Origin of the sequence: Planotetraspora thailandica (assembly GCF_016863335.1) — a bacterium.
Taxonomy (GTDB): Bacteria; Actinomycetota; Actinomycetes; order Streptosporangiales; family Streptosporangiaceae; genus Planotetraspora; species Planotetraspora thailandica.
Map to the genome: position 1 here is coordinate 13,042 of NZ_BOOR01000066.1, position 21,372 is coordinate 34,413.

The following is a 21,372-nucleotide window of genomic DNA, read 5'->3' on the forward strand; positions in this document are numbered from 1 at the left end:
TTATCGCGCTCGTTCCTCGACGCCCGCGCGCAACGCGATCAGGGTGGTGACACGCCGAAGTCTGGTGACACCAATGCGGAAGCGGAGCACGGGTGAACTGCGCGCCGCACTCTAAGGACCTCAGATCTGACCGGCATCGGTCCGTTGGAGGAGAGACACACCCTGAAGCCTCTAGATGTTCTGTCCTGACAGGTTGGTGACGCGGCGGGACTGTAAGACGACGAAAGAGAGATAGAGCCGTTCAATGGATAGACCCAAGTCGGGCAAAGGCCCACATGAGTTGTTGGTCAGCGCCGGGAGCGCGAGCGGGTTCGGGCCAGCGCGTCGAGGGCGGTGTCGTCGGCGTCGGGGAGGGTGTGGAGGTATTTCTCGGTGGTGGAGATGCTGCCGTGGCCGAGGCGTTCCTTCACCACCTGAAGGTCGGCGCCGCCGGCCAGCAGCCAGGAGGCGTGAGCGTGACGGAGGTCGTGCATCTTCACCTTGAACTCCAGGCCTGAGGCGGCGAGCGCTGGCCGCCAGACCTGGTCGCGGAACCAGCGGCGCGGGATGTGACCGTCGGTGTCCCAACGGCGTGGCCGGCGAGGGGCGTCCCGGCCGGCGGCCCGGCGCTCGGCTCGGTAGGTGGCATAGGCGTTCTTGCAGTGCTGGCAGCGGCACTTGCCCGCGGAGTAGGCGCTGAGTGTTCCGTGCCGATAGCGTCGCCCGGCCGCGTTTGGCTCGGTTAGGCCGAGGTGCTCCACTGGCTCCAGCTTCGGCTGCGGTGCGGGCTCCTCCGTCTGGTAGATGAAAAGGAGGTCGTCGCGCTCCAGTTTGCTGTCCTCGATGTGCTGCTTGAGCTTCGCGGCGATCTGCGGGCTGAGCTTGAAGCGGCGGTACTCCTTGTCCTTGGGGTACTCCTTGATCAGGAACCGCTTGCCCTCCGGGTGATGCTTGGCGTTGATCTCGACGACCGTACGGCTCACTGTGACGATGCGGCTGACGAGTTCGAGGTCCTTGACGCGGAGTTCGGTGAGCTCGCCCCAGCGCATACCGCTCTCGATGGCTGTCTCGGCCAGGAGCCGAGCGTACTCGGTCGGGAGCGCGGCGTAGAGCCGGTCGAACTCCTCTGGGGTGACGATGCGCAGCGGCTTCTTCGGCAGGGTCGGAGTCTTGACCCCCTTACACGGATGAAGCGCGGTGACCTGATCGTGCAGCGCGGTTGTGAAGATCCCGCTGAGGATCGATTTGTTGAGCTTGATGGTGGTGGGGGAGAGGCCCCGGCCCTGCTGGTCCTTCACCCAAGCGCGCACGTCGCTGGGCAGGATCTCCACCATGCGCATGTGGCCGAACCAGTCCATGATGTGCGCGTAGATCGAGTAGGTGTACCCCTCCCGCGTCGTTGCCTCCATCACGTGATGCGGCAGCCACTCCTCCTCGACGTACCTTTGGAAGGACTGCTTGTTCCGTGCAGGGTCCCCTGCACGACCTTCCGCCACCTTCGCTTCGGCCTTCTGCCAGGCCTTGTCGGCCGCCTTCTTGCTGGCGTAGGTCCCGGCGGAAAGCTCCCTGCCTCGGAGGTCCATGTAGTACGCCGTGTACCTCGGCCTGCCGTTGATGCCAAGGCGATTCCGCGAGAAGCCCATGATCCCCCTCCAAGATCGTCTGACCGTCATTTGACCGTGGACTGTGTGCCAGCTGGTGACACTCACCGGAACGGCGCGGCACGACGATCAGGCGGTCTACCTGGAGTTTCTCGCATCAGACCCGGTAACTCAAGGTGACGAATGAACGCCGGAACGCGACTGGGGGTCAAGGGGTCGCAGGTTCAAATCCTGTCGTCCCGACCAGGTTTTTGCTGGTCGGATAGGGTGTCACGTGATCACGTGGCACCTTTTTCATGTGCTGAGTGACTAACTGAGTGACAACGGATCCGATCTCGGTGCGGCTTCCGGAAGGGCTCATGGGATGACCGCGAAGCGAGCCGCCTCCATCGCGAGGTCTGTTGGCGCGGTGGCGCTCTACGCGGTGGCGGCGTTTTGGGTGCTGTTCAGCTACGCCGCGACGATCGAGGCGGATAATCCAGAGGCCTTTCCCGGCATGCTGGACAAGGACGAGGCCTTCGGCGCGTTTTTCTGCGTGAGTCTGGCGGTGCTCTTTGCGGCGGCGGCCTGGGCTCTGCTCAGGCGGCCCCTTGTCTCCAAGGCTGTCTGTGCGTTGATCGTCTTGGTGTGCGTCTATCGGGCGATCAGCGTCTACGGGCAGTTCTACGGGACCTGATCACGCGAAGATCAGGTCCATCGCTTCGGCTCCACCGAGCAGGACCGGGCGGATCTGGCTTCGGTGACGACCGTGCCGCTGCGGCCGACGAGGCGGGCGCTGTCTTCCAGGGGGCGCCGGAGTCGGAGCGTAGCGAGACGAACATGTGCCGCCACTCGTGGTGTCCAGTCGTCAGCCGGTAGACCGGCGTCCTTGACGATCTTTCGGAAGGCTTACCGCCTCACCTTGGTACACCTGTACATAATGATCACATGCATCCCCATTCATCCGGAAAAGCCATTGTCGAGGCTGCTTGGCAGGCCGTCCGTGCTGATGGGCGCGTACGTACAGAGTTGCTCGACGCGGCTTACGGAGAGCCTCGCCTGCGCCAGTTGTTCCCGTGGACAGGTATGGGAGAGCTGCACTTCAGCCGATGCACGAGCCCCCGATGGACATGGGACATTCCCTATATCCAGCCCGCCGAAGGCGGTGGCTACTGGGTATCTGGGCCCCTCCGCAGTGAAACCGTGGGGCCAGCGGCAACGGCCGAGGAGGCCGTCGCAATGGTGCTGGAACGTCTCCCACACGGCTGCGGAGCTGCCTTTGTGGGTAGCCCGGAAGAGCTGGCTGCCTACGAGAACTCTCCGACGCTGGATACCTCGGGCTAGCCAGGGGAGTGTGGCGACGTGTATGAGCGTGAGGTCATCCTGAACGAGCTGGCGCAGGGCTTGCGGCCCATGTCGTGGGGCGTCGAATGGTTCGAGGGACTGACCGCTGAAGAGCAGCTCGCCGCTCTGCGTGATCTATCTCGATACTGCATCCAGGCTCGCGCGACCGTCGAGGACGGGCCGGAGAGCGTGCGTCTGGCGGGTATACGGCCCACCCATACACCTGCAGTACTGATCACACGTGGCCGTCTGATGGAGCAGCTGGGGAAGATCATTAATTTGCCGCAGGATGAGCGGGCCAAGGCGTTTCGGCTTCTCGTCGCTCTTCTGGCTGTCGCGGACCAGCGCCGACGTGAGCGTTACTGCGCCGGCGGTTGCAGTCATGCGTGGCACCAGCTGGGGACACGAAGTGACTGAACCTATGAATCTCGAGTCCAGGGCGCTTCTGCTGCAGGAAGCAGGGCTGATTGTCGTAGCGGAAGCCTGGTCAGGACAGGTGCCGGCACCCATGGAGGCCTGGCGTTTGATCATCGGTGGGGAAGTGACTCCTACGGCGGTGGTTCCGACCCTTGACGGTATTGATCAATGGGACGAGGTGGAGGCCGTGTGGGACTCAGTCGCCAGGGATTCGGGGATCTTCGGTGGCCGAAACGAGTTCCTCATCAGCGTGGCGGGCCCCGGTGCCGCTGACGCCCCCTGGGCTCATGTCCGACGCGACTCGCGTCCGAAGCTGGCTCACCTCTCCTTCTCATCAGTTGAAGAGCCAGAATTCGTGGCCATGTCGCTCGACGGCCGTTGCGTGTGTGGGGTGACCGCGGAAGAGTACGCGGTTTGGGTTGTGGCTCGATCCTTCGAATGATCGCTTCGTAGCTCCGGGCGGTTCTACCGGACGGATCACGTGAAGATCCGATCCATGGCTTCGGCTCCGCCGAGCAGGACTGGGCGGATTTGCTTGCGGTAGACGGCTTCGGTGACGGCGGTGCCGCTGTGGCCGACGAGGCGGGCGATGTCTTCCAGGGGAACGCCGGAGTCGGAGAGCAGTGAGACGAAGCTGTGTCGCATCTCGCGTGGCGTCCATTCGTCGTCGGACAGACCGGCATCCTTGACGATCTTCCGGAAGGCTCGCCGTACGTTGTGGGAGTCGAGGGGAGTGCCGACGAGGGAGGCGAAGACGAGGCCGTTTTCCCGCCACTTGTCGCCGGCAGTCTTCTGCCTGATGTTGCCGCAGGTTGCCGGGCGTTCCGGACCTTCGGCGAAGGTCACCTCCAGCGGGGTGGTGTACGAGTCGACCTCCGCGTGATCCGTTTCTGCAGGTTAAGCGGTGAGTGTTTCCGGTAGCTGTTGCTGGGCCGGTGTGTCGCCCGGGATTACGCGTAGGCGGGCTTTGGCCAGGACGTCCAGGCCCATGTATCGGCGGGCTTCGGTCCATTCGTCGGTCTGCTCGGCGAGCACGGCGCCGACGAGGCGGATGATGGCGGCTCGGTCGGGGAAGATGCCGACGACGTCGGTGCGGCGGCGGATCTCCTTGTTCAGCCGAGCGGAGCCAGATGACGAGTGCCAAGTGCGCGTTTTACGCGTTCGGGTCCCAGTCTGCGAGCTGCTCCATTGGCTCGGTGTCGCCGGTGGTCTTCAGGCCGTCGAGCGGGACGCGCTCGTAGAAGTAGAGGACCAGTTCGCTCGCTGCGCCTCGCATCGCCATGTCGCCCGGCTCCGCGTCGGCGGCGAGGTCGTCGCAGCGGACGCCGTCGGCGTTGAGGGTCAGGCGCCAGGAGCGGCCCTCGGTCGTGTGCAGGTCGATGGTCGCCGGCTTGAACGGCCAGGGGACGGTCGTCGCCGAGACGGTCGTCAGGAACTCGTCGACGCCCTCGACCGCGACGTCCGTCGGCAGCGGCTGTGCGGCGCCCTGGGTGAGCTGGGCGTCGTAGGTGTGGACGGCGATCTCCTGGATCTGGTGCCGGGCCACGGCTCCGCTGGTCTCCGGGGTCTGCGAGCGGCCCCACCAGGTCCAGCAGCCGCGGTCCGGGCCGGTCTCGCGCATCGCGTGGAGCATGAGCTCGGTCGACTCGGCGAGCCAGGCGTCCAGGGCTTCGCGGTCGCGGGGCGCGGTCGGGGCGCCCTTCGGGTCCGTCCTCGCCGGGGGCTCAGCGCCCGGGCCCGCCGCGACGATGGCGGCCTGGCGGCGGCGGCCGTCGCCGAGGTGCTGCGCCAGTTCGCGCAGCGTCCAGTCCGGGCAGGTCGGGACCTGGACGTCAAGGTCGGGGGCGGACGCGATCGCGGCGCGGAACGCGGCCGAGCGGTCTTCGATCAGCCGCAGGACCTCGGGGAACTCCAAGATGTTTTGCACGGCGGTTGTGTATCACGGCGTTCCGGCCGCCGGGTAGCGAATTTGTCGGACGAACGCGTCGACGGCCGGGCGGAGCGCCGGCGCCGAAGCCGTCCTGAGACTCCGCGCACTGCTCGCCAACGGCGACTTCGACCGCTACTGGACCTACCATCTGGGCCAAGAGCACCAGCGCAACCACCAGGCCCGCTACCAACTCGCTGCTTGACCTTCGAAGTCACTCCCAGCAATCCGCACGCCTGGCCGATGTCATCGGCCTGAGTAGTGTGTGCGGCCTGGCGGCGCCAGCGCCAGAGGAGTGAAACGAGAGCTAGACGAGTAAGTCCTAAGTCGTTCGGCTGCGGGAATGACGAAGGGTGTTGAAGATCGATTTGTGACGAAAGATCTCAACACCCTTCTCACCGCACTGTATGTGAAGATCGACGACTGGCTCAGCACAACGCCGCGGTTCGGCCGGCCGCCCAAGCTGACCGACGCCGAACTACTGACACTCGCCGTGGCCCAGGTCCTGCTCGGCATCCGCTCAGAAGCCCGCTGGCTGCGCTTCATCCCGCACCACCTGCCCGGAGCGTTCCCCTACCTGCCCGGGCCATCCGGCTACAACAAACGCCTCCGCGCCGCACTACCTCTGCTCAAACAGGCCATCCGAGCCCTGGCCACCGACAGCGACCTATGGACAGACCCCGTCTGGGTGGTCGACTCCACCCCGGTCGAATGCGGCCGATCCCGCGCAACAGCCCAACGTTCCAACCTGGCCGGCTTGGCCGGATACGGCTACTGCGCCTCCCACTCCCGCTTCTTTTGGGGCCTACGCCTGCACCTGATCTGCACCCCGGCCGGGCTCCCGATCACCTGGGCACTGGCCAACCCCAAGATCGACGAACGGCAGGTACTGATGGCCGCCCTCGACCACGATCCCGGCCTGACCGCTGACCGCCCCAACCTGCTGATCATCGCCGACAAGGGCTACGTGTCCACTGAACTGGACGCCTACCTGGCCGAACGCGGCGTAAGGCTCCTTCGCCCCTCATACCGCAACCGCACACCCCGCGCCGGCGAGCAATACCTGAAACCGATCCGCCAGCTGATCGAGTCGGTCAACGACACCCTCAAGGGCCAACTCGACCTCGAACTGCACGGCGGACGCACCCCGCTGGGCGTCGCGGTCCGTGTCGCCCAGCGCATCCTCGCCCTTACCGCCGCCATCTGGCACAACCGCACAACCGGCCAGCCCATCACCCGATCACTGATCGCCTACGACCACTGATCACTGATCAGACTTCGGATTTATTCGTCTAGCTGATGGGTGCCGTCGTGTTGTACGAACCGGACAGTTGGTTCTCGGCGGCCTTCAGCAGGAAGCCGGCGAGATCGCGGACATCGATCGGTTGGATCGGCCAGGACGGCTCGCCCGGTGCAAGGACCTGGCCTCCGCGCCTGATGCGATTAAGCCACCACGGCAATCGTCCGACGTACTCGTAACGGCCGAGAATCACGCCGGGCCGTACGATGAGCGAGCGATTCTCAAGGGCGGACGTGACGGCATATTCGCAGCCGACCTTTTCGCGGCCGTATTGGTCTGTGACAGCTTCGCCATCTGGACCAACGGGCTGGTATTCACGTAGTGGCGAGTCGTCAGTCAGCGGATCGGTTGGCCACTCTCGGTAGACATTGACCGTCGATACCAGCAGGTATCGGTCCACTACATCGGCAAGCGCTCAGGTGGTGTTGCGTACCATTTCTGGTTTCATGCCGCTCGTGTCGATCACTGCATCCCACGGGCCGTAGGCGGCGAGCTTCCTGAGATCCTCTGGTTGGGTGCGGTCACCTCTGATCGGTCGAACGCCGACGACGTCCTGTGCTGAGCCGCGGTTGAACGTCGTTACATCGTGGATACGGACTGCATCTTCCGCTACGACGCGGCCCAAGAACCACGTACCGCCGAGAATCAGGATGCGCATGCCCCGATCTTCGCTTAAAACTGAGCCTGTTTCAGCCTGACGTAGCTGGTCATAAGGTGATCGCCAGCCACGTGTTTGCCGTATGAATTGGAGAAGCCGCTGGTAGATACATATCTGCCAAGATCATTTATTGCCAGGGGCTTGGGTGCCCTGCTAGCGTGCCAATCTTCCGTTGTCATGCTGGACGTTGGACTACGTGAGGCGAGCGATCCGGCGTCATCGGCGGCCATCTGTTCTCGGTTGGCGCGGTCACGACCCTCGTTCAACAAGCCCTCAACAAGCCCTCAACAAGCCCTGCTCGTACGGGGCATGATTGTCGTTCACGGCCCTCTACGGAAACCATGGAGCTGGATCTGGACGGGTCAGCGAAGGGTGAGGCAAGGATTACAGCATGCGGTATCTCCAGGTGTGGCCCCCAAGCGAGCAGTAAAGCCCAGGAGTTCCGCCTATCAGAGGGTCAGCCGCCCGGTTGGACGCCGAGAAGTGGAGTGTGATGGACCGCGGGATGCGCAGCAGGGGAATCATCGCCAAGACGTTGGCTGGGCTGGTCGTCGGCGCGATCGCTGGGGCGGCCGCGAGTGCCCTCTATCAAGCCCGCGGGACAAGGCGTGATCGTCGCCGCTTTCCCCCGCCTGGGCGGATGGTCGACGTCGGCGGCCGCCGGATCCACCTGTGGACGGCGGGCACAGGCTCGCCCACTGTGGTGATCGTGCCCGGGCTGGGTGAGCCGGGGTTGAACTGGGCCGCATTGTTACCAGACTTGGCGGCAGAGTCGTCCGTCGTGCTGTACGACCGGGCCGGGCTTGGGTGGAGCGACCCGTTCCCGTGGTCGGGCTCCGCGTTGGGAGCGGCTCGCGATCTGCGTAAAGCCCTGGATGGGGCGGGGATCGCCCCGCCGTACGTTGTGGTCGGGCACTCGGCCGGAGGGTATATCGCCCGGCTGTTCGCCGCAGAGCATCCCGACGTCGTGGCGGCGGTCGTCCTCGTCGACTCCAGCCATCCCGAGCAGGTTCACGGGCTGCCCCGGGCGAGAACCACGATGGCTCGTCAGATCGTGCGATGGCGTCTGACGCCGCTCGGGTTGCGGCGCCTCGCCTTCGATGCCGGATGGAGCGAACGGGTACGCCGTGAAGCCGAAGCCCGGCTCCTGCCGTCCGAACTCGTCCCCACCAGGATCGCGTTCGACCTTAGCGATCGGGTCCGTCGCGCGGAGCTCCGCGAAATGGCGGCTTCCGTCACCGTCAGCCCTGTACAGGTCCGCCGGCGAGCCGCCGACCTGGGGGCGGTTCCGCTCACTGTAATTTCCTCCAATCCCGACGAGCCGCCGAGCACCGACGCGGAGGCGGTCGCCGAGCACCGGCGCTTCTATTCCGTCTGGTCTCCGCTCCAGGCCGATCTGCTGCGGCTGTCCTCGAACGCCGTACACGTCGTCGCGGAGCATGCCGGGCACCAGGTCCACCGGTATCGGCCGGACCTGGTCGTCGAAAGTATCCTCGATCACGTCCGGCGCAATCAGGCCGAAGCCCAGACATCCTCATAAACGTGCATCGCTCCGGGACCTACGGTGAAAACGATGACCGTGGCGCCGCCACCAGGCGCGCAGCCAGAGCAGTTGGCTCGTCGTCAGGATCGCCAGGACTGCCGCTGCATCCACTACAGCAGCCAAGCGGTGCGAGGAGGTCAAGGCCCGGACCGAGCGAACTACCAGGGTCGCCGTCACCGGAAGGGTTATCGTCACGAAAACGCCGAGGCAGGCAATTGTTCCTCCAACCAGCACTATCCCGTAGATAGTCAGCCAGCGGCGCTCTCGGCGGCTTACTTCGGTGATTGGTCCAGGTCGAGGCCGTCCCATCAATCGTGCGAGTCCGCGGCGAACATACGCGATGGCGTCGCTGTACATGTTGCGGCACCCGGTTAGGTCTTGGAGCAAGAAGTACAGATCTGTGCGCATGAACACAAAGGCTTGGGTGGCCAGCATGGCGATACCAGTAAGCAGCACGATCGAGTACACGGAATGCGGGCCCGTCAGAAGGCTGAGCATCACGCACACTGCGCATAGCGCGCAGTCCACAGCTATGCCAGAGAGGTAGACAGTGAGCCGCACCCGGCGCGGTGCCAGCCAGATACCCGAAACATCGGTCTGCACTACCAGGAACTGTAGCCTGGTTCCAAAAGCGATCCGACCGGGAACTCCGGCCGCCCGGGCAGTAACCAGATGCGCCAGCTCGTGGATGAGAAGCATCAGCCAGCCGACCGTGATCTGGGTGAATAGCACCGCTGCCCCGCTCGGACTCCACAGTATCGCGCGCCAGTTCGGCAGTAATGACGGTTGCCGCACCAAAATGATCGTGCCAATCGCTATCACGGCGGCAACGCAGATATGCAGGACGGGGCTCAGCGTCCAGCGGACGCTAACTGGTCGTATCCAGGGAAGGGTCGGACGCGGTGGAGCAACTGCTGGGACGGGATTGCCGTCTATGGCCGCCACCAGGCCTGCCTCTGCCAGCCCCCGCACGAAGGAGTCGATATCCAAGGTGCGGCCGGTTTCTTGCCGCAGCCGTGACTGTGCGTCCGCAATGGGAAGTCCACTCTGTAACAGCTGCAGAGCTCGCATTCCCACCTCGGGAAGAGCCACGAAGTCACCTGTCGAGATACGGCCTACGATCCACTCTTCCCGGTCTCGGCGCACCCCGAGTTCGTGCAGCAGCACCCTGTTGGTCACGAGCGGACACCACCGGGAAGAACGGCCACTGGGACCATGCATGTTCGTGACGAACACAGTCCCATGTCGGGGGTGGGCGGGCGCTCGATAATGCTCATCAGTGCTTCCCCACAGTGATGCGCGGCTAAGCCGGACATGTGCCGGCTCAGCCGCGTCGAATCCCTAGCTGCCTTGGCTGTTGCTGTCGAGCCCGGTCGTCTCGATCTTGTCGAGCTTTCGGATCGAGATTGCCTGGGGCTCTTCAGCCTCGTCCGAAACAGGATGCACTTCGCGTTCCTCCGCCACGAGCTTCCTCCTCATGTTCTTGCCTCGACACGTACACCATGGATCATGATCTTCTTCCGAAGGAAGTCAAGGGGTAGCAACTAGCGCAGTCATCTCGCGGCGGTGCTTGAAAAATGTCGTAGTCACCAAGCACTGCGAGATTCATAGCCCGCAGCGTCCCCGGCATCGGATCCGGCACTCCGGTGATGAGAGAAACGACGGATTGTGCGATCATTTGGCCGGTGAGTCCTGCCGAGAAGGCGATTACGCCGGGCCCGCCGAGGTTGACGTCGACTCCCGGCCGTCGTGTGGCGACCGCCTGCGCGCTCACGCATTCGTAGCACGCACCTCGTGGCGGGGCGAAGACGCCGCACGTGACAATGGGTCCGGAGTAGCCTCCGCCGGCCCATGGCACCCCCGCCAGAGCGCAGGCACGACTGGCCCAAGCCTTGATGTTCTGCGACCCCCGAGGTTCGTCCGCACAAAGAGCCAGAACGTCGTAGCCATCCACCAGTCGGGCGAGATGGGTCTGGCTTTCCACCCGCTCACGGGAGCGGGTAACAGTGATATCGGAGTTGACACGGCTGATCCGGGCTGCGGCCACATCTGCCTTGAAATGACCGATATCATCCTCGGTGTAGAGGATCTGGCGGTTCAGGTTAGACAGTTCGATCCGGTCTGGATCGACGCAGTGAATTTCCCCGACACCAACTGCGGCCAGTGCCCATGCGACATGCGAGCCCGTACCGCCCAGGCCGAGTACGACCACACGAGAACGTTTTAATTTGACCTGGAGTTCCCAGTCGTGCGCTCGTGGGATGAGATCGATACGACGGAAAAACGCGCGGTTTCTACTGTATCGATCGAGCTCACGTTCGCTGAGCTCTGATGGGGTGGAGGCGGCGGCATCCTCGATATAGCCAGATGCCAGTAATTCCGAAACAATATCCGAAGCCCGACTTCGAGAAAGTTCAGAAAAATGTTTCGATAACAGCGACGCAACGGTGGTCGGATCGTGAGTCCCATTCATCAGTTGCAGAGCTGACCATACCCAGCCCTCCGGGTCGTCGATCTCCGCGGCAATGCCGTAAGTGTCACCACCGATTCGAATGGTCCCATCACTAAGCCTCTGTGGATTGTGCTCGGGCTTTACCATCGGCATGCGATATACGTACGTCATTGTCAACACCCCGTCCTGAGATCTATTGATCATCAGATGACTATTTGACAGTGTCAACCCTGATGGCCCGGTGAAGCCGACCTTGGTCGCGCCGACCAGTCTGTAGGGGGCAGGGACGGAGTGCTCTTTATAAGCAGGTCAGCGCCGCCGACCTGCTTACCCTGGCCGACAAAGGCATACGTGGGCGGGCCAGCCAGTCCGGGTGCCCTGCAAAGGTCGGACTAATACTCCAGTCGCACTTACTGATCTTTGAGGTGTTGTCGCTGGTAGTGGGATTGTCGAGCACGGGTCTGGTGGCGTCGCCGCCATAGGTACCAGTGGCGGATGTGGTGTTCGTTGATAGGCGGTCTGGTCAGCATTGCGAACAATCGGCGGATCTCGTTGGCGGAGATCGCGATCAGTTGATCACTGTGGGTTGCTGGTGTTGGGCCCCCTCTCTGCGGTCACCGCATGCGGGGGGACCGCGGCTTGACCTGGATGCTCTGCGCGTGCCGAAAATGCCATCCGGCCAGGTCAGGGACTGTAAGACACGAACGGCTCTGTCTCTCTTTCGGTGGTAACGGAGAGTTAGGCCAAGAGAATGCGGTGGCGGAGTAGGGCGAAGCCGGCCTGGCCGTGCATCTGGCGCATGATGCGCTTGGTTTCGTGTTGACGCCTTCGGTGCCGCCGTTGTGGAAGGGCAAGGTGACGGCCGCGCGGACGGCGTCGCGGTCGTGGTCGAGGCCGCGGGTGAAGGCGTGCAGGTGAGGCAGATCGCTGGTCCGGGCGGTGGTGATCCACGCGTCGAGGCGCTCGGCGTTGTCCTCGTGTGGCCGTAGCAGGTCGGCGAAGCCGCGGACGAGTTCGGCCAGGTCGATCATCTGGGGGCAGGCTGTGGTGAGGTCGTCCAGCAAGTGGCGGTGCTCGTCTTTGAGGTTGTCGGGCCGGGTGAGCAGGAGCCGGGCAAGGCGGCGGGGTGAGATGGGCAGGCGGTCGGCTTCGACCCGGCCTTGGGTGATGTAGCGGTAGAGGAGGTTGAGGCCGCCCTGGTAGCCGAGGGATTTGATCTCGTTGAACAGGTGGCCGACGGGGACGGCGGGGTCGTCGGAGCGGCGGCGCCGGAGATGGTCGCGGTAGGGGTCGACGAGGGTGGGCCGGTATTGGGGGGCGCGTTGCAGGCGTTCGGGTTCGCCCACGCGGGCGTAGCGTTTGACGGTGTTGAGGGACACGTTCAGGCGGCGGGCGCATCCCAGCAGGCCGACGCCCTTGCCGAGCAGGTCGTGGACCTGGTGCCAGCGCTCGCGGGTGGTCGTGGCGCGCTTGCCGTCCTGCAGGGGTGGTCCGGTCTTGGCCCAGCAGGCACTGTGTCCGGCTACTTCTTTCCCGACGGCCTCGCCGAGGTTGTGCCACAGGTGCCATCGGTCGGTGACCTGGACGGCGTCCGGCAGCGCGCGGCGCACGGCTTCGGCGTAGGCGCCTGAGCCGTCCCGGCACACGACCTGCACTCCGGGATGAGCTCGAAGCCAGGCTTCCAGGACATCGGCGGTGCGGCCGGGCAGGACGTCGATACGTTCGCGTGTTTGGGCGTCGATCAGCACGGTGGCGTAGCGGTGGCGTCGGCGTAGCGCGAAGTCATCCACGCCGAGCACACGGGCACCCGAGGTTGGGGAGAAGGCAAGCGCAGCAGAAGGCGTAGCGGTGTGCCGGGACAGGTCGACAGCCAGAGCGGATAAGGCGCGCACGCCGGCTCGTCCCGCCAGTTCGCGGACCACCGCACCGATCTGCGAGGTCAGACGGGGTGTGCGCCGCTGGTAACGCTCCAGTACACCGGGCAGCTGTTCGCGGAAGGTCTGGCGGCAGCCGAGGGTCGGGCAGACCAAGCGGCGGATCCTCACCACCACCAGCACACGGCGTGCGTTGACCGGGACATCGGCAACGGTCCGGTCGTGATAGCCGTGGACCCACGCTGTCTCAACCCCGCACCCCGAGCAGGCGACCGACCCGTCCGGAGTTCGCGCCCGCACTCGGATCCGCTCGCCCTCGTCCACGATGTCCTTCACCACCAGCGGCGACAACCCCGAAAACACCACGCTCACAAGCTCATCAAGATCAATCATGACTCACTGTGACGCAGCCGAACCTTTCGTCACCACCGAATCTGCGACAGAGCCGAAAGAGAGACAGAGCCGTTCAATGGACAGACCCGGACAGACCCTCGAAGCCAGGCTCGCTCCTCCGTCACAAGCCAAACGAGTGGTCGCTTGACATAGGAGCGTCAGAAGGTCAAGCCTCCATTGAGGCGGGAGCGGCTCAGCCGCGGCCCTTGATGACGTGTTGGTAGCCCATGTTCTGCGAGCGGTCGCATCGTGAGGATGTCACCAGCGTCCGATGTTGACGTGCTGCTGGACCACGCCGAGGAGGTCGCCGCCGCCGAGCTGTCGTCCATGCGGCGCAGCTGGTCGGTGATCACGTCGAGGGATTCGACGACCTCAAGAGGCAGAGGGGCCGACCCCTTGGGTCGTCCGCTGCCATTGGTGGAGTGCGTGGCCTCCGTCAGGGGAGTCACGAGTTCGTTGACCAGCGGGCTGGCCGCGGAGACCAGCCCAACACGTATGGCAGTTCGTCGCTTCGTCCTCGTCACTGGCGACCAGGCCAGAGCATTCGCGCTGACCCCAGTCGGGCGTACTAATAGGTCACCTATCAGACATCGGTAGATCTGCGCTAACCGGGCGATGTGGTGTAACTCGGCTCCCGGGCGTTGGGCGACGCCGGACTTCCCGGCCCCTCCCATCGTTCCCAGTACGAGATGTACTTCCCCGTCTTGGGCTTTTTGCTCGGCCAGCGCTAGTTGTACAGATCTACGACGCCGTCTTGGGTGAGACCCAGCGCTCGATCGTATTCGCAGTTCAGGAGCGTTGCTCGGGTGACGCGTGGCGTTCGCGGGCGGCACCGAGGCCGAAGACGATCTGCGGGAGTACCAGCACCGCCAGAAGCAACAGTGGAATCGTCCAGCCGCCGGTCAGCTGGTGGACGCCGCCCAGGGTGAGGGGACCGAGGGCGGCAAGGACGTAGCCGAAGCACTGCGCCATGCTGGACAGTTGAGCCGCGTGCCGGGCGTCGGGGGCGCGCAGCACGATGAACAGCATTGCGAGGCTGATTGCCGCGCCCTGCCCGAGGCCGAGCAGGACCATCCACAGGTAGATCCAGGCCGTCGGGGAGACCAGAAGGCCGACGAAGCCGAGCACGCACAGCACCGCGCCGGACGACGCCAGCACGCCCGGGTGCACGTGCCGGTTGGCCAGTATCGGGGTGAGGAACGCTCCGACGATGCCCAGCAGGCTGGAGAAAGACAGCATCCAACCGGCCACACCCTCGTGCGTGCCCGCGTCGGTCAGCACGCTGGGCAGCCAGGCGGTCGCGGCGTAGTAGGCCAGCGACTGCAGGCCCATGTAGAGGGTGACCATCCAGGCCACCTGGTGTCGCCACAGTCCGCGCACGGGTGGTGTCGCGCCGCGCGCCCCCGTGGCTCGGGTCCGGGTGTGGCGCAGGACCTGCGGCATCCACACGATGAGGGCCAGTATCGCGGGCAGGCCCCAGAGCGCCAGCGTGGGACGCCAGGCGAGGTCGGCGGCGTGTTCGACGGGCACGGTGACGCCGGCGGCCAGTGCGGCGCCGCCGAACATCGACATCGAGTACAGGCTGGTCATCAGCCCGATCCGGGAAGGAAAGTCCCTTTTGATCACCCCGGGCAACAGCACGTTGGCCACCGCGATGCCCGCGCCGATGAGCACGGTGCCGGCGAGTAATCCGGCCATGGCGTCCAGCATGCGCAGAGCGGTGCCGGCGCAGACCAGCGCCATTGTGGCCGCCAGTGTCGGTTCCATGCCCCACCGGCTGCCGATCTGGGGAGCCAGCGGGGCCAGCAGACCGAAACACAGCAGTGGCAGCGTGGTCAGCAGTCCGGCCGTCGTGGCGGACATCCCGGTCGTGGAACGGATGGTGTCGAGTAGCGGGGAGACAGCCACCAGAGCCGGACGCAGGTTCAGCGCCAGCAGGATCACACTCACGGCCAGCCAGACCGCCGGCCGTCCGTACGCTGCCCGTGGTTCCTCTGGGATGCGGCTCGAGCCGGGGGCCTGCCGGCCCGTCTCCGTGTGTGCTGCCGATGTGTTTGGCACGGTCACCTTTACTCCTCACGTGGGTTGTCCTGCGGGGCTGCCAGGGAGGGAACCCGCGTCCCGCAGGACCGCCGGACTGCTCGTCGCCTGCATGCGGACACTCCTCTTCGTTGCGGGCGGCAGCCGCGCTTCAACCGCCTGGTAGCGAAGAATGGTATACAACTCGTGAATGCCGGTGCGCGCGGGGTAGGTGCGAGGCTCGCCACAAGCCACGGAGTGTCGTTGGATGACTACTTTAAGCGGCCGGACCTTGACAGATCAGTAGTGAATAGAATTCCATAGACGAAGAGGCAAATATATGGTTTAGCTGCGCAAAAGTGGCGCCGCTCCGCGGATGTGGCAGACCTGAACCTCGGTTGGCGGCCGTTCTGTCTGCTTGAGGCCGGCGCGAAACCTGCGGTGGATGCACCGGCTGAAGGGCTATCGATAGCCGATCACGGCAAATAAGTTGTATACGATCTGGCCCAAAGCTTGTGGGCATGGGAACCGGCACCCCGGCGGTGGACGCCTTGCCGTACGACGACAGAGGGAGACCGGTACAGCGAGGAGGGGCACATGACCACCGGTGACAGCACACCCGCACGGCGCTACGGGATCGGAGCCAGAACGCCGCGGCGTGAGGACGCCAGGCATCTGGCCGGCCGGGGCTCGTTCGTCTCCGATGTGAAACTTTCCGGTCTCAGGGAGGTGGCCTTCGTCCGCAGCGTGGTCGCGCACGGACGGATCACGGCGGTGTCGGTCCCCGACGACGCCGAGCCGGGTTCGGTGTGGACCGCGGCCGACCTCGCGCAGCTCGCCGAACCCCTCACCGCGACATCGACCCTGGCCGGCTTCAGGGCCGCGCCGCTGCCCAACCTCGCGGCCGACAAGGTTCGCTACGTCGGCGAGCCAATCGCCGTCGCCATCGCCGGCACCCGGGCCGAGGCCGAGGATCTCGCGGCGCGGATCACCGTGGACATCACGCCGCTGCCCGCCGTGGTCGGCTTTTCTGACGCGCTGGCGCACAACGCGCCCAAGGTGCATAACGACTGGCCCGACAACATCTTCGCGACCACGTCGGGAGACGTCGGAGATGTGGACGCCGCGGCGCGCGAGGCAGCGGTGTCGGTCACCCGCGAGTACACCATGAACCGGCAGGCAGTGGTGCCGTTGGAGGGTCGGGGCGTCATCGCGCACTACGACCGGTCGGCCGATCGGCTCTCCGTGTGGTCCTCGACCCAGACCCCGCACATGATCCGCGAAATGATCGCGATCCTGCTCGGCATCGAAGCCAGGCGGGTGCGGGTGATCGCCCCCGACATGGGTGGCGCCTTCGGCTCCAAATGCTCGCTCTACCCGGAGGAAGTCGCACTCGCCGCGATCGCGATGAAGCTCGACCACCCGATCCGCTGGGTGGAGGACCGCTGGGAGGGCATGGTGGCCTCCACCCAGGCGCGTGACCATCACTACCTGGTCACCGCGCACGCTGCGGCGGACGGCACGCTGCTCGGTGTCGAGGCCGACATCCTGGTGAACGGCGGGGCCTACTCGGTGTATCCGTGGACCGCGACGATGGACGCCACCATGGCCGCGGCCATGATCCCGGGGCCCTATCGCGTGCGGAACTACCGGTTCCGGACCCGCAGCGTGGCGGCCAACAAAGCACCGTCGGGGCCCTACCGAGGGGTCGGGCGCCCCGGTGCCTGCTTCGCCATCGAGCGGACCATCGACGAGTTGGCGCACGAGCTTGGCCTTGAGCCTTACGAGATGCGCCTCAAGAACATGGTGCGGCCCGATGAGATGCCCTACACCTCGGTGGCCGGCAAGGTCTACGACAGCGGCGACTATCCCGAGGCGGTACGGCAGGCCGCCGTCCTCATCGGCCACGACACGTGGCGGAAACGGCAGCGGGGCGTGCCGACGGACTCGCGGCACAGGATCGGCATCGGTTACGGCTCATGCACCGAGCAGACCGCTCACGGCTGCGTCGAATGGGCCACCCGTGGGCTCGCCATCACGATCGGCACCGAGGGCGCCCGCCTGGAGATGGACGCGACCGGCGGCTTCACCCTCAGCGTCGGCATCAAGAGCCACGGGCAGGGCTCGGAGACCACGCTCGCGCAGGTGGTCAGCGAAGTCTTCGACGTCGAGCCCGAACACGTCACGGTCATTCACGGCGACACCGCGCTGACTCCCAGGAGCGAAGGCACCTTCGCCTCCCGATCCATGGTGATGGCCGGCGGCGCCAGCTACGGCGCGGCGCGGCAACTGGCGCAGAAGGTGAAGCGCATCGCCTCCGTGCTGCTCGACGAGCCGGTGGAGGACCTGCGGCTGCGCGATCACGCTGTGGTCGGGCGGGCAGGTTCGCTCGGCTATCGGGAGTTGGCCAAGGAGTTTCTGTTCACCCCTGACCATGTGCCCGGCATCGAGGGTGGGCTTGAGGCGACCTACTACTACCGCCCGGCCGTGGAGACCGGTGCGTTCAGCTATGCCACCCACGCCGCGGTGGTGGATGTGGACCTGGACACCGGCGGCGTCACCCTCCTCGACTACGCGGTCGTTGAGGACTGCGGAACCGTGGTGAACCCGCTCATCGTGGAGGGGCAGATCGTCGGCGGCGTCGCGCAGGGCATCGGCAGCGCGCTCCTCGAGGAGCTCGTCTACGGCGACGACGGGCAACCGAAGTCGTCGAGCTTCCTGGACTACCTGCTGCCCGGCACGACCGAGATCCCGGAGCTCAAGATCGGGCATCTACGGACGGCGTCGCCCAACACGGTGTTCGGGATGAAAGGTACGGGGGAGTCCGGCGCCATCATGCCGCCGGCGGCGATCGGCAACGCCGTCACCGACGCGCTGCGCGAGTTCGGCGCGCAGGCCAACGAGACGCCGATGACGCCCCAGCGGGTGTGGACTGCACTGCGTGATGCCCAGGACGCGATGGCGCCGATCGCGGAGACGGTGTCATGAAGCCCGCGGCCTTCGACTACCACCGGCCGGCCGGCACCGCCGAGGCCGTACGGCTGCTGAGCGACCTGGGTGACGACGCCAAGGTGATCGCGGGTGGGCAGAGCCTCCTGCCGATCATGAACATGCGGCTGGCGGAGCCGGCGCACCTGGTCGACGTCACCGGGATCGCCGAACTGAGGCAGACCACCGTGGACGCCTCGGGCGCCCGTTACGGCGCGACCACCACGCACATGAGGTTCGAGTACCAGCTCGTTCCCGATGTCACCGGCGGGCTGCTGAGCCGAATGGCGGCGGGGATCGGCTACCAGGCGATCCGCAATCGGGGCACGGTCGGAGGCAGCCTGGCGCACAGCGACCCCTCCGCGGAATGGCCCACGGTCATGGCGGCGCTCGACGCCGCCGTGCACGTACTGTCGGTGCGCGGCATGCGGCGCGTCCCGGTGCGCGACCTGCTGCTGGGCTTCTTCTCGACGGCATTGGAACCTGACGAGCTGATCGTCGACGTGGAGGTCGGGCGGCTGCCCGCGAGCACCCGCTGGGGCGTATGCAAGACGGCACGCAAGCCGGGCGAGTTCGCCGAGTCACTCGCCGTCGCGCTCATGGAACACGACGCCACCCCGCGTATCCGCCAGCCGCGACTATGGCTCGGGGCCGCCGCGGACACACCGGTGCGTCTCGCCGGAACCGAGCGGCTGGTAGAGGGCCATGACGTCGACGCTGTCACCGCGGACGACCTGGTCGTCCCGATCGCCGCCGATCTCGGTGCCGATCCGGGCGCCGGCGATCCAGCCGCCCGTTACGTCCTGCATCTGCACGCGGTCACGGTGCACCGGGCACTGCGAGCCGTACACGAGGAGGTGTCCGATGAATGAGGTGACAGTGCACCTGACGGTGCAGCATCAGCCGCGAACGATGATCATTCCCGCTCGTACGACCCTGGCCGACCTGCTACGCGACCATCTTGGCCTGACCGGTACCCATCTCGGGTGCGAGCAGGGCGTGTGCGGGGCCTGCACCGTGCTTCTCGACGACCTGCCGGTGCGCGCCTGCCTCACTCTCGCCGCGGCCTGCGAAGGCGCCGAGGTGATCACCGTGGAAGGCCTCGAAGGACCCGACGCGGAGCGACTACGCGCCTGTTTCGCCGAGCAGGGCGCTCTGCAGTGCGGATTCTGCACTCCGGGCATGCTGCTAGCGGGCTACTACCTCGTACGAGGGCGGCAACCGCTTTCGCGCGAGGAGGTATGCCAGGCGATGTCCGGCAACATCTGCCGCTGCACTGGTTACAACGCCATCGTCCGGGCGATCGAGGCCGCCATCAGCCAGGGCATCGAAGCCGAAACCGCGCCTGCTCAGACGGTGCCCCGGTCTTCGGGGGCCCCGGCGGCAGGGACAGAGGAGTAGACCATGCAATTCACCAACGAGTTCATCGTGCCGGCCGCGCCGGACGCCGCCTGGACGCTGCTCACGGACGTGCCGAAGATCGCGCCCTGCATGCCGGGCGCCACCGTCACCCCGCTCGCCGACGGCGGATACGAGGGCACCGTCGCGGTGAAGGTCGGCCCGATCAAGGTCACCTATCGCGGCACCGCGTCGTTCACCCAGGTCGACGCCGGCGACCACCGCATGGTGCTCGACGCTCGTGGCACCGAGAGCAGTGGCAAGGGGTCGGCCGCCGCCGTCGTCACCATAGACCTGGTTGGCGAAGGACCGGACAAGACCAAGGTGCTGGTCGACACGCAGATGCAGGTCACCGGGAAGGTCGCACAGTTCGGTCGCAGCGCGATGGCCGATGTCGGGGCGCGGCTGATCGGAATGTTCGCCGCCAACCTGGAGGCGATGCTGTCCCAGCAGGGAGAGCGGCCTCCGTCGGTGTCCGGCAGCGAGCTGCGCATGACACCGGCTGAGCCGGAACTGGACGCGCTGGCACTGGCCTGGCCTCTCATCAGACGAGGCGCGGTGGTGGCCGGGGCGTTCGCGTGCGGCGCCCTGATCACCTGGCTGGTCACTCGCTACCGGCCGCGGCGGGGGCCTCGTGGAGGAGCGCGGCGCGCTGTGCGGCGTTGATGTGCACCTTCATGATCAGTTCGGCGGAGACGGCGTCTCCGCGGCGCATCGCCTCCACGATCTCGCGGTGATGCTCGACGGTGCGCTCCAGATCACGAGCGGTGTAGCGAAGAAAGGTTCGGCGTACCAGCGGTAGGCCGAGCACGCCGCCGAGCAGGGTGACGAGGCTCTCGTTGCCCGTTGCGTCGAGCACGATGGCGTGGAACTCGTTGTTCAGCTCGGCCGCCTGCTGCCTGGCCGGGGCGTCGCCGTCCGCGATCACCCGTTCGTATTCGGCGAGGTTGGCGTCGAGTTTGTCCAGGGCCTCAGGGCTGATCTTCTGGGCGGCGATGGCGGCGACGTACCCCTCGACGACGGCCCGCAGGCCGTACATCTCGGAGATCTGCTGAGGGGTCCAGCTCACGACCTGCGCGCCGCGATGGCGTTCGAGCCGGACGAGCCCTTCGGAGGCGAGCTTGCGCAGCGCCTCCCTGACGGGGGTACGGCTGATGCCCATGGAGGCGGCGAGTGACTTCTCCCGCAGCCAGACGCCGGGGGGCAGGTCGTCCGAGGCCATCCGGCCGGCGATCTCGGCGTAGGCGCGCTGGGCCGCGGAGGTTTCCGGCCACTTGTCGTCTGCCATCGAACTACCTCCTCACAAGGGCTATGGCCAAGCCTATCCTCGCGTCACGCGCCAGCCGGGCATCGCGCTCCCTCGTCGGACCGCCCGCCTCGGCCCCGCTCAGTACGGGCGTCGCGACGCCGCCGAGGCGCCAGGTAAGGCCGCCGGCGACCCACCAGAACAAAGGTCAACTGGCCTCCACGCTTCCGGGGAGTGCAAGTCCTGGGTCGCAG

Annotated in this window: 20 protein-coding genes and 3 pseudogenes; 10 read left to right on the forward strand and 13 right to left on the reverse strand. The window is 65.8% G+C overall.

Going from position 1 to position 21,372, the window contains the following annotated elements; all coding sequences use genetic code 11:
* Positions 1 to 287: 287 nt before the first annotated feature.
* The gene (locus tag Pth03_RS34275) at positions 288 to 1,622 is read right to left on the reverse strand and encodes a tyrosine-type recombinase/integrase (protein WP_203948623.1); all 1,335 of its coding nucleotides are present in this window, start codon (positions 1,620 to 1,622) and stop codon (positions 288 to 290) included.
* A gap of 322 nt (positions 1,623 to 1,944) precedes the next feature.
* Between Pth03_RS34275 and Pth03_RS34280 the strand changes: the two genes are divergently transcribed.
* From Pth03_RS34280 to Pth03_RS34290, 4 genes are all read left to right on the forward strand, one after another.
* Positions 1,945 to 2,256 carry a hypothetical protein gene (locus Pth03_RS34280; protein WP_203948624.1) on the forward strand — a complete coding sequence of 104 codons (312 nt, stop codon included), beginning with the start codon at positions 1,945 to 1,947 and terminating at the stop codon, positions 2,254 to 2,256.
* A gap of 251 nt (positions 2,257 to 2,507) precedes the next feature.
* Entirely contained in the window at positions 2,508 to 2,903 is a 396-nt protein-coding gene (locus Pth03_RS42660) for a DUF6193 family natural product biosynthesis protein (protein WP_373318641.1), read from the forward strand.
* An 18-nt stretch (positions 2,904 to 2,921) separates the two neighbouring features.
* Positions 2,922 to 3,320, forward strand: a complete 399-nt coding sequence (locus tag Pth03_RS34285) for a DUF5958 family protein (protein ID WP_203948625.1) — start codon at positions 2,922 to 2,924, stop codon at positions 3,318 to 3,320.
* 4 nt (positions 3,321 to 3,324) lie between these two features.
* Positions 3,325 to 3,762: a hypothetical protein gene (locus tag Pth03_RS34290; RefSeq protein ID WP_203948626.1), complete on the forward strand. Its 438-nt coding sequence runs from the start codon at positions 3,325 to 3,327 to the stop codon at positions 3,760 to 3,762.
* A 35-nt stretch (positions 3,763 to 3,797) separates the two neighbouring features.
* Here Pth03_RS34290 and Pth03_RS34295 read toward each other — a convergent pair whose 3' ends face one another.
* The 3 genes and pseudogenes from Pth03_RS34295 to Pth03_RS34305 form a co-directional block, all read right to left on the reverse strand.
* Positions 3,798 to 4,166: a tyrosine-type recombinase/integrase gene (locus Pth03_RS34295; RefSeq protein ID WP_239119585.1), complete on the reverse strand. Its 369-nt coding sequence runs from the start codon at positions 4,164 to 4,166 to the stop codon at positions 3,798 to 3,800.
* Between the two features lie 51 nt (positions 4,167 to 4,217).
* Positions 4,218 to 4,457 (reverse strand): annotated as a pseudogene (locus Pth03_RS34300) (transposase); the annotation flags it as partial.
* Positions 4,458 to 4,473: 16 nt separating this feature from the next.
* Positions 4,474 to 5,247, reverse strand: a complete 774-nt coding sequence (locus Pth03_RS34305) for a maleylpyruvate isomerase N-terminal domain-containing protein (RefSeq protein WP_203948627.1) — start codon at positions 5,245 to 5,247, stop codon at positions 4,474 to 4,476.
* Between the two features lie 370 nt (positions 5,248 to 5,617).
* Here Pth03_RS34305 and Pth03_RS34310 point away from each other — a divergent pair, with 370 nt between their 5' ends.
* Entirely contained in the window at positions 5,618 to 6,511 is an 894-nt protein-coding gene (locus Pth03_RS34310) for an IS982 family transposase (protein WP_203948628.1), read from the forward strand.
* Positions 6,512 to 6,539: 28 nt separating this feature from the next.
* On the opposite strand, the gene Pth03_RS34315 is transcribed toward Pth03_RS34310, so the two are convergent.
* Positions 6,540 to 6,947, reverse strand: coding sequence for a Rossmann-fold NAD(P)-binding domain-containing protein (locus tag Pth03_RS34315; protein ID WP_203948629.1), 408 nt, complete (start codon positions 6,945 to 6,947; stop codon positions 6,540 to 6,542).
* A gap of 15 nt (positions 6,948 to 6,962) precedes the next feature.
* Positions 6,963 to 7,205, reverse strand: coding sequence for a Rossmann-fold NAD(P)-binding domain-containing protein (locus Pth03_RS34320; RefSeq protein ID WP_203948630.1), 243 nt, complete (start codon positions 7,203 to 7,205; stop codon positions 6,963 to 6,965).
* A 505-nt stretch (positions 7,206 to 7,710) separates the two neighbouring features.
* On the opposite strand from Pth03_RS34320, the gene Pth03_RS34325 reads away from it, so the two are divergent.
* Complete coding sequence (locus Pth03_RS34325) at positions 7,711 to 8,745, forward strand: alpha/beta fold hydrolase (RefSeq protein WP_203948631.1); 1,035 nt, start codon at positions 7,711 to 7,713, stop codon at positions 8,743 to 8,745.
* Here Pth03_RS34325 and Pth03_RS34330 read toward each other — a convergent pair.
* The 6 genes and pseudogenes from Pth03_RS34330 to Pth03_RS34345 form a co-directional block, all read right to left on the reverse strand.
* Positions 8,740 to 9,927, reverse strand: a complete 1,188-nt coding sequence (locus Pth03_RS34330) for a hypothetical protein (protein ID WP_203948632.1) — start codon at positions 9,925 to 9,927, stop codon at positions 8,740 to 8,742. The two genes, Pth03_RS34325 and Pth03_RS34330, sit on opposite strands and share 6 nt — an antisense overlap.
* Positions 9,928 to 10,089: 162 nt before the next feature.
* On the reverse strand, positions 10,090 to 10,212 hold the full coding sequence (locus tag Pth03_RS42250; RefSeq protein WP_275413269.1) for a hypothetical protein: 123 nt from the start codon (positions 10,210 to 10,212) through the stop codon (positions 10,090 to 10,092).
* 43 nt (positions 10,213 to 10,255) lie between these two features.
* Complete coding sequence (locus Pth03_RS34335; RefSeq protein WP_203948633.1) at positions 10,256 to 11,404, reverse strand: HesA/MoeB/ThiF family protein; 1,149 nt, start codon at positions 11,402 to 11,404, stop codon at positions 10,256 to 10,258.
* Positions 11,405 to 11,610: 206 nt separating this feature from the next.
* Positions 11,611 to 11,799 (reverse strand): annotated as a pseudogene (locus tag Pth03_RS42770) (IS701 family transposase); the annotation flags it as partial.
* A gap of 139 nt (positions 11,800 to 11,938) precedes the next feature.
* Positions 11,939 to 13,467 (reverse strand): annotated as a pseudogene (locus tag Pth03_RS34340) (ISL3 family transposase).
* Between the two features lie 789 nt (positions 13,468 to 14,256).
* Positions 14,257 to 15,528, reverse strand: a complete 1,272-nt coding sequence (locus Pth03_RS34345; protein ID WP_203948634.1) for a CynX/NimT family MFS transporter — start codon at positions 15,526 to 15,528, stop codon at positions 14,257 to 14,259.
* 555 nt (positions 15,529 to 16,083) lie between these two features.
* Here Pth03_RS34345 and Pth03_RS34350 point away from each other — a divergent pair.
* Genes Pth03_RS34350 through Pth03_RS34365 form a run of 4 tightly spaced genes read left to right on the forward strand, consistent with a single transcriptional unit; the run spans position 16,084 to position 20,538 of the window.
* The gene (locus Pth03_RS34350) at positions 16,084 to 18,474 is read left to right on the forward strand and encodes a xanthine dehydrogenase family protein molybdopterin-binding subunit (RefSeq protein ID WP_203948635.1); all 2,391 of its coding nucleotides are present in this window, start codon (positions 16,084 to 16,086) and stop codon (positions 18,472 to 18,474) included.
* Positions 18,471 to 19,346, forward strand: a complete 876-nt coding sequence (locus Pth03_RS34355; protein ID WP_203948636.1) for an FAD binding domain-containing protein — start codon at positions 18,471 to 18,473, stop codon at positions 19,344 to 19,346. Before Pth03_RS34350 ends, Pth03_RS34355 begins: the two co-directional genes overlap by 4 nt.
* The gene (locus tag Pth03_RS34360) at positions 19,339 to 19,875 is read left to right on the forward strand and encodes a (2Fe-2S)-binding protein (RefSeq protein ID WP_203948637.1); all 537 of its coding nucleotides are present in this window, start codon (positions 19,339 to 19,341) and stop codon (positions 19,873 to 19,875) included. The genes Pth03_RS34355 and Pth03_RS34360 overlap by 8 nt, the downstream gene beginning before the upstream one ends.
* A 3-nt stretch (positions 19,876 to 19,878) precedes the next feature.
* On the forward strand, positions 19,879 to 20,538 hold the full coding sequence (locus Pth03_RS34365; protein WP_203948638.1) for an SRPBCC family protein: 660 nt from the start codon (positions 19,879 to 19,881) through the stop codon (positions 20,536 to 20,538).
* Here the strand turns inward: Pth03_RS34365 and Pth03_RS34370 are convergent.
* Positions 20,477 to 21,160 (reverse strand): GntR family transcriptional regulator, encoded by a 684-nt coding sequence (locus Pth03_RS34370; RefSeq protein ID WP_203948639.1) that lies wholly within the window; start codon positions 21,158 to 21,160, stop codon positions 20,477 to 20,479. The two genes, Pth03_RS34365 and Pth03_RS34370, sit on opposite strands and share 62 nt — an antisense overlap.
* Positions 21,161 to 21,372 lie beyond the last annotated feature (212 nt).